Annotated in this window: 11 protein-coding genes; 8 read left to right on the top strand and 3 right to left on the bottom strand. The window is 70.0% G+C overall.

The features are described 5' to 3' along the window. Positions 1–59 precede the first annotated feature (59 nt). The 3 genes from AC5LSR_RS18665 to AC5LSR_RS18675 form a co-directional block, all read right to left on the bottom strand. Complete coding sequence (locus AC5LSR_RS18665; RefSeq protein WP_250287254.1) at positions 60–1028, bottom strand: metal ABC transporter substrate-binding protein; 969 nt, start codon at positions 1026–1028, stop codon at positions 60–62. 589 nt (positions 1029–1617) lie between these two features. After that, positions 1618–2016, bottom strand: a complete 399-nt coding sequence (locus AC5LSR_RS18670) for a PPOX class F420-dependent oxidoreductase (RefSeq protein ID WP_250292686.1) — start codon at positions 2014–2016, stop codon at positions 1618–1620. A 368-nt stretch (positions 2017–2384) separates the two neighbouring features. Beyond that, positions 2385–3161, bottom strand: coding sequence for an SDR family oxidoreductase (locus tag AC5LSR_RS18675; RefSeq protein WP_250284974.1), 777 nt, complete (start codon positions 3159–3161; stop codon positions 2385–2387). A 110-nt stretch (positions 3162–3271) separates the two neighbouring features. Between AC5LSR_RS18675 and AC5LSR_RS18680 the strand changes: the two genes are divergently transcribed. From AC5LSR_RS18680 to AC5LSR_RS18715, 8 genes are all read left to right on the top strand, one after another. Then, on the top strand, positions 3272–3685 hold the full coding sequence (locus AC5LSR_RS18680) for a winged helix-turn-helix transcriptional regulator (RefSeq protein WP_493465829.1): 414 nt from the start codon (positions 3272–3274) through the stop codon (positions 3683–3685). 891 nt (positions 3686–4576) lie between these two features. Further along, a complete protein-coding gene (locus tag AC5LSR_RS18685; protein ID WP_250284979.1) occupies positions 4577–5743 on the top strand; it encodes a type III polyketide synthase in 1167 nt (388 codons plus the stop codon). A gap of 620 nt (positions 5744–6363) precedes the next feature. Continuing rightward, complete coding sequence (locus AC5LSR_RS18690; RefSeq protein WP_250284981.1) at positions 6364–7524, top strand: type III polyketide synthase; 1161 nt, start codon at positions 6364–6366, stop codon at positions 7522–7524. Between the two features lie 306 nt (positions 7525–7830). Beyond that, entirely contained in the window at positions 7831–9654 is a 1824-nt protein-coding gene (mhpA, locus tag AC5LSR_RS18695; RefSeq protein ID WP_250284983.1) for a bifunctional 3-(3-hydroxy-phenyl)propionate/3-hydroxycinnamic acid hydroxylase MhpA, read from the top strand. 467 nt (positions 9655–10121) lie between these two features. Then, the gene (locus tag AC5LSR_RS18700; RefSeq protein WP_250284985.1) at positions 10122–11537 is read left to right on the top strand and encodes a cytochrome P450; all 1416 of its coding nucleotides are present in this window, start codon (positions 10122–10124) and stop codon (positions 11535–11537) included. 364 nt (positions 11538–11901) lie between these two features. Next, positions 11902–12192 (top strand): hypothetical protein, encoded by a 291-nt coding sequence (locus tag AC5LSR_RS18705; protein ID WP_250284988.1) that lies wholly within the window; start codon positions 11902–11904, stop codon positions 12190–12192. 404 nt (positions 12193–12596) lie between these two features. Beyond that, positions 12597–13310, top strand: coding sequence for an NADPH-dependent F420 reductase (locus AC5LSR_RS18710; RefSeq protein WP_250284990.1), 714 nt, complete (start codon positions 12597–12599; stop codon positions 13308–13310). Between the two features lie 529 nt (positions 13311–13839). Next, on the top strand, positions 13840–14924 hold a 1085-nt coding region (locus AC5LSR_RS18715; RefSeq protein WP_493468739.1), incomplete at its 3' end, for a PAS domain-containing protein.

A 14924-nucleotide genomic window follows, 5' to 3' on the forward strand; every position in this document is an offset into this window, starting at 1 on the left:
GTGCCAGACCCCCATGTCAGCCCCGTGTCAGCTCCCCTGCCAATGCCCGTGTCGACGCATCATTGCAGCGCATCGACGATTGTCCTGGTGTTGTGCTCCTCCATCCGCAGGTAGGTCGCACCGTCCGAGCCCTGCGGGCCGAGGGTGTCGCCGTACAGGGAGCCCTCACCCGCCACCACCTTGACGCCGGCCTCCCGGCCGATCGTCTCAGCCGTGTTCGGCGGCAACGACGACTCGGAGAAAACCGCCCTGGCCCCGGTAGTTCTGATCTTCTCCACAAGATTGTTGATGTCGCGGCCGGACAGCTCCGCCGACGTGTCGAAACTCGGGATGATCGACCCGACGAAGGTCAGCTGGTACCGGTCGATGTAATAGCCGAACGCGTCATGATTGGTCACCAGCTTGCGGCTGGCGGGAGGCAGTGCGTCGATCTGCCGCCTGATGTCGGCGTCGAGCGCGTCGAGCCTGCCGTCGTAGGCGGTACGGTTGGCCTGGTAGGCGGCGGCCCCAGCCGGGTCCGCGGCGGCGAACGCCCGCTCGATGTTGGCAGTCATGATCTTGACGTTGAGCGGGTTGTGCCAGATGTGCGGATCCCCGTCCTTCTCCTCCTCATCGCTGCCCGGGCGGATCCTCACACCCTGGCTGGCGTCGACCCGGGTGCCCTCGAAGCCCGCGGAGGAGATCGTCTCGTCGAGCCACTTCTCCAGGCCGACACCGTTGGCCACCAGCACGTCGGCCTCGCCGACCGCCTTGACGTCGGCCGGTGAGGGCTCGTAGTCGTGCGGGTCGACGTTGGGCCGCAGAATCTGGGTCACCTGGACCCGGTCACCGCCCACCGCCCGTACGAAGTCGGCGACCTGGGTGGTCGTCGCCACCACCCGCAGCTTGCCCGGCGGCGCCGCCGACGCGGGCCCGTCGTCATCGCCGGAGCCACAGCCGGCGACGAACAGGGCGAGCAGCGCGAGCAGCGCGAGACCGACAACGCGGTGGACGTTGACGACGCCTGCGGACGAACGAATCCGGGACATACGTGGGACGGCTCCATCCTGGGGACGACGACCACGTAATGGAAACGGTTTCCGGTTCGGGTGTCAAATCGAACCGTCACCCCTCTCCCGGGCATCACCCCTCTCCCGGGCACCAGCCGCCTTCCCGAGCATCAGGCCGGCATTTCCTGACGCACAACAAACGTATGATCACTAAAAGCAGCCACGCGAAGTTCCTCCGGAGCGAGCGCCGTCCCCGCGACACATGGCCCCAGGGCACGTGATCCCAGGGCACGTGATCCCAGGGCACGTGACATCCGCGGCGTATGGCCCGACGACGCGCGGCCGGCAGCAGGCCGTCCGGCCGTTGGCGCAGCCCCTGCCAGGCCCACCCCGGAATCACACCTGAACAGCCGTGAATCCGTGCGCCGGCCGCACCGCGGCCGAACGGGCCGGGCCGGTGGCCCCGGAAAACAGTTCACCGGGCCCGGCCAATTTCCGGATTTCACTTCCCGCCGGGCAGATGTTTCCGGACGCGTTCGTGACGGCGCGTCCGGAAAACATCCGAAAGGCCTCTCCCGGCCGGTTAGTTAGGGGACGATGTCGAAGCCGTACGCCCGGCCCGCGGCCGTCATCGGCCGGTGTTGTGGATGATGTGCCGTGGCTCCACCCGGACCGTGATCCGCTGTTCGTCCGGCCGGCGGAAAGGATAGCTGTCGACGCCGAGATACTTCTTCGCGAGCCGGTCGATGACGGCGTCGGCGCCGTCGGCCTCGAGACGGGCCGTCCCCGAGACGCTGACCAGGTGGTAGGCGTCGTCCGGGTCGAGCACACCGATCGAGATCCGTGGATCCTTACGCAGGTGCCGTTCCTTGGCCCGGCCGACCGCCGTGTTGAAAATGATCTCGTCGCCGTCCGCGTCGACCCAGACGACCGTGCTGTGCGGCGCCCCGTCCGGACGCAGGGTGGTCACCCAGGCATGCACCGGCCGGCTCAGCAGATTCCGGGCGTCCTCGTTGAGTGTGGCCATCAAGTTCCTCTCCGCTCGACATCGAGGTCAGGCTCAGGATAATCCCAGGCGTGCCGAGAAAGTTTCCGGCCGGAACCGGGGCACGCCCGGGACCCGGCGCCTGCCGGGCAAGCCGGCCGGAAAGCAGAGCGGAATGCCCAGAAATGCTTCCGGTGACCGGGGAAATGGCCGGGTGACCGGAAAACGGCGGCCGGACGGATACCACCCGGAGCGGACAAGCGGGACCGTGGCCGGAACAGGCCCGGTCGTACCCTGTCGTGCGGCCGCGCGAAGACTGTCCGGCCACCTGGCGGCTCGGCCGCCTGAAGAACGCGTCCCGAAGCACGCTTCCGCGCCCGGCTTCTCCGGGAAGACAGCTCCCGCGGACGTCACGCGGTGGACGACGGCCCGCCGACCAGCACGCCGAAGCCGGCGTCGACGCGGATCAGCGCTCCCGTGACGCCGCGCATACCCGCGTCAACGGTCTGCGCGATCACCACGGCGATGTCCTCGGGCTCGAGCACGCGTCCCAGGACCGAGTGGGCTGCGAGATGCTTCTCGCGCTCGGGCGTGAAGATCGCCGCGGTCGCCTCGGTGCGAACCGCGCCCGGGGCGACCGTGTTGACCGTGACCCCGTGTGCCGCCGCTTCCGCGGCGACATGGCGGCTGAAGGTGTTCAGCGCCGACTTCGCCGTCGAGTGGGAGAGCCTGCCGGACCCGACATAGTCGGCGGCGCTGCTGGAGACGTACACGATCCGGCCGCCACGGTGGCGCATCGCGGCCAGTACACGCTGGGTGACGAAGAAGGCCCCGGCGAGCTCACCGCTGACCTTGTCGATAAAGTCCTTCCACGCCAGGGACGCGAGCGGGCCGAACGGTGGGGCGACGGTGTTGGCGTTGCAGACCAGCACGTCGATGTGGCCCCGGTCAGCCAGGACGCCGTCGACCATCCGCTCGACCTGAGCAGGATCACAGACATCGGCCTGGACGCACTCGGCCGTCGCCCCCACGGCTTCGATCTCGAGGGCAACCGCGCGGGCGGCATCGGCGTTGCCCCGGAAATTGATCACTACATGGTAGCCGCGACGGCCCAGCTCACGGGCTGTCGCCGCGCCGATGCCACGGCCTCCACCGGTGACCAGCGCCACCTCGCGTGATCCACTCATCGCGCCTCCATCCCAGGACTCCGGCACGGGCCCCCGCTACCGCCCCTCCAGTAACCAGAGTATAGGGGCTTACTTTTAGTAAGAAGCGATACCCGAGTATGCTTTGCGGCGTGCCAGTGCGTCCGCAGCCCCCCGAGAGCCTCCCGGACGACGCGGCCGACGACGCGTTCCGCAGTGACTGCCCCGCTCGCGTGGTGCTCGACCATGTCACCAGCCGCTGGGGCGTACTGGTCCTCACCGGGCTGGCCACCGGCCCGCTCCGGTTCCACGAGCTGCGGACGAAGATCGAAGGAATCAGCGAGAAGATGCTCTCCCAGACCCTGCGCACCCTTGTCCGGGACGGTCTGGTCGAACGCGCGGTGGAGCCCTCGTCCCCGCCCAGGGTCAGCTACAGCCTCACCCCGCTCGGCGAGGGGCTGACCCAGCCTCTCCAACACCTGTTCATCTGGATTCGGGACCACGCCCGGCTGGTCAGCGCCGCGCAGGAGCGCCACGACGCGCGATCAGAGGGCCAGCCCGGCTGAAAGCCGCGTCCGGAGGCGGGCTGCCCGGCTCCTCGCACCACCCCGCCCCGCAGCGCACCGTCAACGGCTCGGAGCGGCGAGCCTTCTCGTACGGGCATCCATCCGGGCCCGACGTGAACCTTCTTCCCGCATCCGAACAAATGCCGCGAGTAGCAGCCTGCCGAGCGGACAGTCCCGGACACAACGGGAACGCGACATCGCCGTCCACTGTCAGATAGGCGACAGCTTCCAGGAAGGTACCCGGAAGACAGCCGTTGATTACTCGGTAGTCACTCCAGGTAGTTCTAACACGACTCCTAGTAGCCATCGCGTAAAGTTGTCAGCAACTGTTACCCTGAGTAAGAGATTGGATCCAGTGAGCGGTTGATTTGGCGCTTATCAGTTCAAGGAGCGGAGATGCGCTGGGGTCAGGGGGCAGCGGGCCGGAACCGGCGAATCGGGCCGCGGACTCCCGCGGTGGCCACGAGAGCACACCGCCGGCCACGGACGAAGCGTTGGGCGGCCGGCTGCCGCGTGTCCAGGACAGCCGGCCGGCGCGCGGCCGCCGATCGGGGCGCGTCCAGCGGATGCAGGCCGACGCGGCCGGCGATCCGGCCGGTCTCCCGCACCGTGGTGGGCAGCGGGGCCCCCAGGTGGCATGACCGGGGATCAAAGACGACGTGACCGTGCCTCCCGACGTGACCGTGCCTCCTTTGCGCCGCCGGAGACCGAAAATCCCCGGTTCACCGAGCGGGAGCGCCCGCGAACATGGCATTCGATCAGTCAGCGGCGACCGGGCGGAAATCTCCACAAACCGATTTATCCGTATACAGACACGCCAGGCCGACATCGACCGTGACCGGGACCGGCGCCTGGCAGCGACCGAATGCTCCGCACTCCAGAAAGGACCACATGACAACACTGACGGAGCGAGCTGGCCGACCGAGCCGAGCCGCCCTTCTCGCTGACACCGCCACCGTTCGCGGCCGCACCCGGCCGTACCTTGTCGGCACCGCCGTGGCCACCCCGCCACGAGTCGCCCAGGACGACCTGTGGGAATTCTTCCGCGACCACTTCGCGGCCAACCCGCTCGCCGAAAAAGTATGGGCTTCGTCCGGAATCGTCAGCCGGCACTACGCCGTCGACCCGCGCAGGGAACCCAGCACCGAGTGGACCACCGGCGAACGGATGCGCCGCTACCTCACCGAAGCGCTCCCCCTCGGCCGCCAGGCCGTCACCGACGCCCTCGCCTCGGCCGGCATCGCACCCGCCGACCTCGGCCTGTTCGCCGTCGCGTCATCCACCGGGCATGTCACCCCCGGGCTGGACATCCGGCTCTCCCACGAACTGGGCATGCCGGCGAACCTGCGCCGCGTCATCATCGGCCACATGGGCTGCCACGCCGCGGTCCCAGGCCTCGGCACCGTCGCCGAATACGTCGCCGTCCACGGCAGGCCCGCGCTCCTGCTCTGCGTCGAGCTCGCCAGCCTGCACGCCCAGCCAAAATCACCCACCCTGCACGCGGGCAGCCCGACACGGGACGACCTCGAGCAGATCGTCGCGCATTCATTGTTCGCCGACGGCGCCGCCGCCGTGGTGGTCGCGCCTTCCGGACGGACATTTCCGGCAGGCGGCACGGCGAATCTGGAAGTCCTTGACGTCACGGCCCTCACCGATGGCAGCGTCAGCGACCACATGGGCCTGCTCGTCACCGACCACGGCTTCCGGATGCGGCTGTCGCCCCAGGTCCCGGAGGTGCTCGAACGCCACGTCACCGACCTCGTCACCAGCCTCCTCTCCGCGCACGGCCACACCCTCGACGACGTCGACGGCTGGGCCATCCACCCCGGCGGCGCGCGCATCCTGCGGGTCATCGCGGACCGGCTCCAGCTCAGCGAGGAAGCGGCCGCCCCCTCCTACGACATCCTCCGCGAATACGGCAACTGTGCCAGCCCCACCGTGCTGATGGTTCTCCAGCGGCTGCTGCGGACCCGCGAGATCCGACCGGGCAAAGTAGTGGTCGCCCTCGGGTTCGGCCCCGGCCTGACGCTGTTCGCCGCCCTGCTGAAAGCCCACTGACCACCGGCCGAAAGCCGCCGGCGGCCGATGACCGGGCTTCAGGAGATCCGTTCGAGAACCAGCCGTATGAACCATTCACGTCCGGAAGGCCCCGAAAGCAGGCGGAGACAGCCGGCCGCGACCTGTCCTGGCACGAGTCCGGGCTCCGCTACCCGCCCGAGGCCCGGCGGCCGTTCTCGCCTCCTGAACAGCGCCAATCCCAGTTACACAGAGTAATTGATTCGTGTTACTGTGTACGAGGGACCAGCTTCGAAGGGCGGAGCGGCGGCCGAGGCCGGGAGGCTCGCACAACGGACCCGAATTCAGCGGCGGCCCGTTCCTCCAGACCACCGCACCCGGGCCCGGAAACATATCGCAAGGCGACAGGAGGGAAACGCCGGAAATCCTGGGCGTCGACCGACGATCCGGAACACCCACGCCGTGACGAGCGGAAACCTGTGTCATCGCGGCACAACGACACAGGCCAGGAACGGCACGGAAGTGATGTACGGGAAGCAAGAAAGCGAAACCCCGGCACCGCGAGCTGGGCAGCCCCTGCCCGCGACGGCTCCGGACACGCCGCCGGGCCGATACCGGCTCGCAAGCCGTGACCATGTGCTCCGTACCTAAGGAAGGACCAGATGACGCTGACCGAGCAGATTGACCTGCCGGGTACGTCCACTTTTCTCGCCGGCACCCCTGCCGTTCGCAGCCTCGCCCGGCCGTACATTGTCGGCACCGCCGTGGCCACCCCGCCGCGGCTCAGCCAGGACGACCTGTGGGAGGCTTTCCGCGAGCACTTCGCGGCCAACCCGCTCGCCGAAAAAGTATGGGCTTCGTCCGGAATCGTCAGCCGGCACTACGCCGTCGACCCGCGCAGGGAACCCAGCACCGAGTGGACCACCGGCGAACGGATGCGCCGCTACCTCACCGAAGCGCTCCCCCTCGGCCGCCAGGCCGTCACCGACGCCCTCGCCTCGGCCGGCATCGCACCCGCCGACCTCGGCCTGTTCGCCGTCGTCTCCTGCACCGGTTACGTGACCCCGGGCCTGGACATCCGGCTCTCCCACGAACTGGGCATGCCGGCGAACCTGCGCCGCGTCATCATCGGCCACATGGGCTGCCACGCCGCGGTCCCAGGCCTCGGCACCGTCGCCGAATACGTCGCCGTCCACGGCAGGCCCGCGCTCCTGCTCTGCGTCGAGCTCGCCAGCCTGCACGCCCAGCCAAAATCACCCACCCTGCACGCGGGCAGCCCCACCATCGAGGACTTCGAGCAGATCGTCGCGCACTCGCTGTTCGCTGACGGGGCGTCGGCCGTCGTGGTCGCGCCCGAGCAGCGCCCAGCCAGCGCCGTTGCCAGCCAGCTCGAAATCGTCGACGTGATGGCGAGCACGGACAGCAGCGTCAGTGACTACATGGGCTGGCTCGTCACCGACCACGGCTTCCGGATGCGGCTGTCGCCCCAGGTCCCGGAGGTGCTCGAACGCCATGTCGCCGGTCTCGTCACCACGCTGCTGAGCACACACGGCTACACCCTCGACGACGTCGACGGCTGGGCCATCCACCCCGGCGGCGCGCGCATCCTGCGAGTCGTCGCGAACCAGCTCCAGCTCAGCGAGGAAGCGACCGCCCCTTCCTACGATATCCTCCGCGAATACGGCAACTGCTCGAGCGCGACCGTCCTGATCATCCTCCAGCGGCTGCTGCAGACCCGCGAGATCCCACCGGGCAAAGTAGTGGTCGCCCTCGGGTTCGGCCCCGGCCTGACGCTGTTCGCCGCCCTGCTGAAAGCCCACTGACACCTGCTGAAAACCCACTGGCAGAACGCCGACAACCGCACAGGCCACCAGCGGCTGCCGGTGGCCTGTGCGGGCCAGGCCGCCGGCAGCCGCCACTCCGCCGCTCCGCCGCTGCCCGGGCCCGCCGACATCCGATGATCTACGCGGGGTGCTGGGACGTCCGCCGCACTCCGCGCGACACGAGGCGCGGCGCCGGGCACAGCCACGGCGATGCCGCCCGCCCGGTCCCGGTCTCCCGGTCTCCCGCGCCGTACCGGCCGTGGCCGGTGCACGTCCCCGCCCCGCAGCACCTGAAGGATGCCCGGCATGCCGTCGCCCACCCCCCGAGAAACTCCCGTCGTCATCATCGGCGCCGGGCCCAGCGGTACGACAGCGGCCAATCTCCTCGGCCGGCAGGGCATCGCCTGCCTCGTCGTCGAGCGCCACCACGGCGTCTACCCGCTGCCCCGGGCCGTGCATCTCGACGACGAAACGTTGCGGATCATGCAGTCCGCCGGTCTCGCCGACGACGTACGGGCCATCACCAGACCGGCGCTGGGCCTACAGCTGCTGAACGCCGACCACCGGCCGTTCGCCCGCTTCCAGCGGGACCCCGTCGACAGCGGGCAGGGCCATCCCGGGGCCAACATGTTCGACCAGACCATGCTGGAGGAGGTGCTGCGCCGGGGACTCACCCGTTTCCCGCACGTCGAGCTGCGATGCGGCGCCGAAGCCGTCGCCGTCGAGACCGGGCACACCCACGGCCCGGCCCCGCTGCGCGTCACGATCCGGGACAACGTCTCCGGTCGCCTCGAGCAGGTCTGGACCCACGCCGTCCTCGGCTGCGACGGCGCGAACGGCAGCACCCGCGCAACCGTCGGCACCACCATGGAGGATCTGCGTTTCACCCAGTCCTGGCTGGTCGTCGACGTGCGCAGCGAGCGGCCGCTGGCGAACTGGGACGGCATCCACCAGGTCTGTGACCGGTACCGCGCCGCCACGTACATGCGGATCGGCTCACGGCGCTACCGCTGGGAGTTCCAGATCCGGGCCGGTGAATCCGCCCACGAACTGTCCCGGACCGAGGTCATCCACCAGCTCGTCGCGCCCTGGCTCGGCGACGTCGACCCACGACAGCTCACCGTCGTACGCCAGACCGCCTACACCTTCCACGCGCTCGTCGCCCGGCGCTGGCGCCGCGGCCGGGTGTTCCTCCTCGGTGACGCCGCGCATCAGACACCACCGTTCCTCGGCCAGGGGCTGTGCGCCGGCGTCCGCGACGCGGCGAACCTCACCTGGAAACTCGGCCTCGTCCTGGCCGGCCGTGCCGACGAGCGGCTTCTGGACAGCTACCAGAGCGAGCGCCGGCCACATGCCCGCCAGCTGGTCCGCATGGCGGTCATGCTCGGCCGGACGATGACCAGCGGCACAACCGTCGTGGGCCCGGCGCGCCAGGCCCTGTTCGTCCAGGCCGCCGGGCTGCCCGTCTTCCAACGGCTGATGGAGCGCTCGGCGAGCCCGCCGCTGCGCCCCGGCCCGCTCGTCCGACCGGCGTCGCGGCCGTTGCCGGGCCGCCAGCAGCCCGCCGGACGGCTGTGCCCGCAGCCGCTGGTCCGCACCACCGCCGCCACCGGCGCACCTGTCGAGATCCCATTGGACGACCTGCTGGGAGACGGCTTCGCCGTCCTCGCCCGCTGCACCGGCTGGATCTTCGCCTTCAGCTGGGCCACCAGCATCGGCGAGGACACCCGGGCCTTCTTCGCCCGGCTGCGCACCCGTTACGTCGGCATCGTCCCGCCGAGTTCCCCTCTTCCGGTGACCTCGGACGATGTCAGGCTCATCCATGACACGAGCGGGGCGCTCGGCCGTTGGCTGACCCGCCACCATGCCAACGCCGTGCTGCTGCGACCGGACCACACCGTGTTCACCACCACCCGCTCCCTCGACCTGATCCGATGGCGCCACGAGCTCGTGTCCGCGGGGATACGGGACATCCCCCCGTCCGCGCGTCCGGTCCGGTCGGCTCGAAGCGGTGGCCACCGCAGCCCGTTGTCAGTGGCGCCGGCCGTGCGAGGCCGTCACACCCGTACGCCGGTTGGGCCGAATTCGACAGATCTTCGACCGTGGCCGGCCGGGGCTCAGGAACACTGAGGCGGTCTCCGCCGCCGCGGGGATTTTCACGCCCTCCACGGTGATGTGCCGTGGGCGACATGTCAGATATCCGACGTATCAGATATCCGACGTATCAGGCATCTGACGTATCAGGCGCTGCCGGCATGCTTCCTCCTGTCCGATGCCCATCACGCCCGGCGGTTACCAGGCTCCCGATCGATCGGTTCGATCGATCGGTCCGGGCGTGCGGGCACCACCCCGGACCTGCCGGCCGGCTGCTCCGGTGCGCGTGGGGACAGCGCCGTCGGCGCGTTCCCGGCCGGACGCCCGCCCGGGCTGCCGAGTACCCGCCGAACCGCCAGAGCGGACGGGTCCCGGCGGACGGACGTGGCCGTTGTCTCCCGCCGCACCGCCTAGATCGCGATTATCGTGAAGATCAGTCTGCCGGTCGTCCTGCTTGGTCGAGCACCCCCTGCCCCCGCCCGTGTTCCCGAGGAGGGTCCGCGATGACCGTTACCCCGCCTGCCGCCGTCACGCCAGGGCCCGTGCCCGTACGCGTGCGCACTGTTCCGGGATCGGCCGGCGGCCTGCGCGCGGCGAGGAAGCTGCTGCGTGCCGATCCGCTCGCCGGCCTCGTCCGCCTGCGCCAGACCCACGGCCCGGTCGTGCGGCTGTCGTCCCGTCCGCTCTCGGCGTTCCTGGTGGCGGATCCGGACGCGATCGCCGACGTGCTGGTCGGGTCGCACCGCTCCTACCGGCGGGGATTCGTCCGCCGTGGCCCCGGCTCCCGTGGCACCGCGGTGCAGCCCCTCACCATGGTGCTCGGGCAGGGCCTGCTGACCAGCTCCGGTGAGCTGCACCGCAGGCAGCGGCGGCTCATGCAGCCGCTGTTCCACCATCAGCGGATCTTCGAGTACGGCGAGACGTTCGCCGCGATCGCCGACGCGCGGGCCGCGCGCTGGCGGGACGGGCAGCGTCTCGACGTCCACGACGAGATGATCGAAATGACGCTGGCGATGGTCACGAAGACCTTGTTCGACGCCGATACCGACAGCGACATCGTGGCCGTGATCCGGGCCGCCATCAGCGAGAACACGGTGGCCGCCCGCAAGGCCCTGCACGCCGGTTTCGAGCTGCTGGAACGGCTGCCGCTGCCCTCGGCCCGGCGTCGCCGCAGCTCTCGCCAGGCCCTCGACCAGGTCGTCTACGGCCTCATCGAACGCCGCCGCCGTGAGGGAGCGCAAGGGCAGGACCTGCTGTCGCTGCTGCTGTCCGCCCGTGACGCCGACACCGGGGACGGCATGGACGACACCCAGGTCCGGGACGAGGCCCTGACCATCATGCTCGCCGGCCACGAGACCACCGCCAACGCGCTGACCTGGACCTTTCACCTCCTCGGCCGGCATCCCGAGGTGGCCGCGGCGCTGCGCGCCGAACTCGACAGCGTGCTGGCCGGCCGGTGTCCGACGGTCGCGGACCTGCCCCGCCTGCCGTTCACCGACGCGGTGCTCAACGAGTCGATGCGGCTCTACCCGCCCGTGTGGGCGATGAGCCGGTACCTGGTGGAGGACCGCGTCGTCGGTGGTTATCCGCTGCCCGCCGGGTCGACGCTGCTGCTGAGCCAGTGGGTCGTCCACCGCGACGAGAAATGGTGGCCGGAACCGGAACGCTTCGACCCGGAGCGCTGGATCGGGGACCGGGCCGACCCCGACCGGCCCCGCTACGCCTACTTCCCCTTCGGCGGCGGCCCGCACCAGTGCATCGGCAACAGCTTCGCCCGGACCGAGGGGGTGCTCGCGCTCGCGACGATCGCTCGCCACTGGACGTTCGAGCCCGTCCCGGGCCTGGAGATCACACCTGAGCCGCTGGTGACCCTGCGCCCCCGGGACGGACTGCCGATGACCGTCCGTCGCCGCGGCTGACGGCACACCGCCCGCGCCCGGCCCCGGCGTTTCGTGCCGGCCGAGCCGGCGAACGTGGCCGTCGACACACCGCGCCCGGCCCCGGCCCCGGCGTTTCCCGGGCGGAAAGCACGGGCGAACGGAATACCGCCGGCCGCCCTTTCACCGCGGCCGGCCACCAGAAACGCGGTTCTCCCGCCCGGCGACCCGGCCGGCTGGCCGACCAATGGCCGGGCCATCCTGACTCCTTCCGTGTACATGGGCGCCGTGCGGAACATTGTGATGAAGCCGGCGCCACAGTGCGCGGCCTTCGGGTTCCGATACCCTGCCGGCCGGCCTACCCTTTGAAGAGGAACATCCGTCACCTGTATCCGCTGGGAGTAAAATGACTGCCAGAACCCTGCGGCGTGCCGTGGTCGCCATTGTCACCGGGCTTTTCGCCGTGTTCCTGGGCACCGCTCCCGCCAGTGCCCTGCCCACCGGTACCGACACCGCCGTAACCGTCGCCGATCCTGCCACCGGCACGGATCCCGCCACCGGCGGAGATTCTCCCGCCGGCGCCGGCTCCAACGCCCTGGGCGCGATTTCCGGCGTAGTGGAAGGCCTCTTCTCCAGCGCCTTCTCCCAGGCCGGGAACGCCGTTTCCGAAGGACTGTCCAACGGAGCCCCGAACTAACTCCCCCAGGACCGGCCGGTAATAATTTCCCACCCGCACCGTCCCGGCCGGGACAGCGGATTCCCCATGTTGTGCCGGCCGGGACAGGGCACGGGACAGGGCAACCGGCCACCAGCGGATCACCGCGTCCGCCGTGTTCGGCCGGACGGCGTCATGCCCTGCCCACCACGGTGCCGCTCCGGCCGTGACGGATTACCGTCCTCGGTGCCTCCTCGCCTCCCCGGCGCTGCCGCCCGCACCGCCCACACCGCCCACGAGGCCGCGTCAGCGGCGGTGCTTTCAGGACTTTCATCCCGACCACATACTTTTGTCCTGATTACGCCGCAACGGATGCCGAACCAGGGACCGCCGGGACACCCCGTTCCCGGGAATATCGACCGGAGAGCCGGTGGTTGGGGCCGGATATGACAACCATCGGACTGATCGGTAGCGGGAACATCGGCAGCACGGTGGCCAGGCTGGCCGTCACGGCCGGATATGACGTGGTCCTGAGCAACTCACGAGGGCCCGAGACGCTGAAGGAGCTGGTCGACGAGCTGGGCCCGCACGCCCGCGCCGCAACCCCCGGCCAGGCCGGGGAAGCCGGGGACCTGGTGGTCGTGACAATTCCGCTGCGGGCCTACCGCAGCGTGCCCGTCGAACCGCTCGTCAACAAGACCGTCATCGACACCGACAACTACTACCCGCAACGGGACGGGCAGATTCCCGAGCTTGACGACGAATCGACCACGACCAGCGAACTCCTCCAGAACCACCTGCCGACGTCCAAGGTCGTAAAAGCGTTCAACAACATCTATTTCAGGCATCTGCTGTCGCTGGCCCGGCCGGCCGGGGCACCCGACCGCAGCGCCCTGCCGATCGCCGGGGACGACGCGGGCGCGAAAGCGGCGGTGACCGCGTTCCTGGACGCGGTCGGCTACGACGCCGTCGATGCCGGCCCGCTCTCCGAGGGATGGCGTTTCCAGCGCGACACAGCCGCCTATGCGGCCTTGTACTTCGACCGGAGCCCGGGCAGCGGGCAGGAGGGGTTCCCGGCGACGGGGGTACCGGCCGGCGCGGCGGCGGTCCGCGCGGCTCTGGCCGCCGCCCGCCGCTATGCCGATACCAGCGGAAACTGACCCGGAACGACCATCTGGACCGGCCGTACGCCGCCGGTGATGACCGGCGGCGTACGGTGGCCGTGCCCCGGCGCTCAGCATCCCCCTTCCGCACGGATCCCCGGCCGGCCTCCCCGCCGGGCTTCCGGTGAGCGCCGCCCGCCCTCGCCGCCGGGCATCCCGATATGTCCTCCGAAAACGGCCGGCTGCCCGGTGGCGATAAGGGCACATTACGTGAGCGTCGAACGCCGTATTGCGGGGCGATGCGCGAAAGCGCCCGAACCATGCCGATGATGCCGGCCAGCACACGGAATCAAGGGTGCCCGCACCCGCGGACCAGGATGGTAAGGAGACCCGGAAACGGAAATGAAAAGGTGGTGAAGAGAAGATAAGTAGGGTATGACGATGCCGGTTCGCCCCCGGCCTCACGAGAAGGCGGGATCCGATGAACGGTGACAGACCGTGTACGGACACACCGGCTGACTGGTCCGATGACCAACCGGCCGACCGGCTGGCGGGGTGTCCGGGCGGCCGCCTGGCGGGGGACGGCGTGACAGCCGCGCTGGACGCGCACGGGATCGTGACAGGCTGGAGCGAGAGCGCACAGCAGCTCCTGGGCTACACCCCGGCGGAGATCATCGGGACAGCCGTGGGGACGTTGCTCGCCGACACGCTGCCGGCGCCGGCCCGGCACGCCGTCACGCACGGGCGGAGCTGGCAAGGACTCATCTCCGTTTGTCACCGTGATGGCCGTATCCTCCCCCTGGGAGTCCGCGCTCATCCTCTCCTGGACGCCGCCGGGGCTGTCACCGTGTGGTATGTGGCCGCGCTCCACGCCGGCCCCGTGCCCCTCGAGGCGCCTTACCCGGCCGCTCATAACGGGCAGGCGTGCGACCCCCGGGAGCCAGGGGAACCGCGGGAAGCGGGAGAGCCGCCGGTGGACGACCGGCTCCTGATCGACTGGGCGTTCACACAGGCCCCGATCGGTCTGTCGATCACTGACACCGAGATGCGGATCCGCCGGCTGAACACCGAAACCGCCCGCATGATCGGTAGCGCCGACACCGACCTACGCGGCCACCGGCTGGTGGACGCCTTACCCCACCCCGCCCACCAGGCAACCTGGGACCACCTCCGCCACGTGATGGCCACCGGCCGGCCGGCCCGCCACGAGAGCTTCAGCCGCGCGCAGGGCGAGACCCGCAAGCGCGCCTGGGCGGTCCGCACCTCTCCGGTCCGCGACCCCACCGGCCGGCTCCACGGCACGTTCACCGCCGCCATCGACATCAGCGAGCAGTACTGGGCCCAGCAACGCCTGACCCTGCTCAACGAGGCCACCACAGCCATCGGCAGCACCCTCGAGCTCACCCGCACCGCTCAGGAGCTCGCCGACATCGCCGTCCCCCGCTTCGCCGACCAGATCAGCGTCGCTCTCCTCGACACCGTCTACCACGGCAGCGAACCTGTTCCTGGCCCGCTCAGCGCCCCGTTCCCCCTGCGCTGTATCGGCTACGCCGCCGCCCTTCCCAGCGGCCCGACCGCACCTCTTGGCTGTACCACCACCTACCCCGCCGGCTCTCCTCTCGCCCATGCCCTCACCAGCGGCCAGCCCGCCATCTACCCGCTCCCCGATCC

The organism is Protofrankia sp. CiP1_Cm_nod4 (assembly GCF_982290645.1).

Coding starts and splice junctions, on each gene's coding strand:
- AC5LSR_RS18665 (WP_250287254.1), bottom strand. CDS start 1,028: ATGTCCCGGATTCGTTCGTCCGCAGGCGTCGTCAACGTCCACCGCGTT.
- AC5LSR_RS18670 (WP_250292686.1), bottom strand. CDS start 2,016: ATGGCCACACTCAACGAGGACGCCCGGAATCTGCTGAGCCGGCCGGTG.
- AC5LSR_RS18675 (WP_250284974.1), bottom strand. CDS start 3,161: ATGAGTGGATCACGCGAGGTGGCGCTGGTCACCGGTGGAGGCCGTGGC.
- AC5LSR_RS18685 (WP_250284979.1), top strand. CDS start 4,577: ATGACAACACTGACGGAGCGAGCTGGCCGACCGAGCCGAGCCGCCCTT.
- AC5LSR_RS18690 (WP_250284981.1), top strand. CDS start 6,364: ATGACGCTGACCGAGCAGATTGACCTGCCGGGTACGTCCACTTTTCTC.
- mhpA (WP_250284983.1), top strand. CDS start 7,831: ATGCCGTCGCCCACCCCCCGAGAAACTCCCGTCGTCATCATCGGCGCC.
- AC5LSR_RS18700 (WP_250284985.1), top strand. CDS start 10,122: ATGACCGTTACCCCGCCTGCCGCCGTCACGCCAGGGCCCGTGCCCGTA.
- AC5LSR_RS18705 (WP_250284988.1), top strand. CDS start 11,902: ATGACTGCCAGAACCCTGCGGCGTGCCGTGGTCGCCATTGTCACCGGG.
- AC5LSR_RS18710 (WP_250284990.1), top strand. CDS start 12,597: ATGACAACCATCGGACTGATCGGTAGCGGGAACATCGGCAGCACGGTG.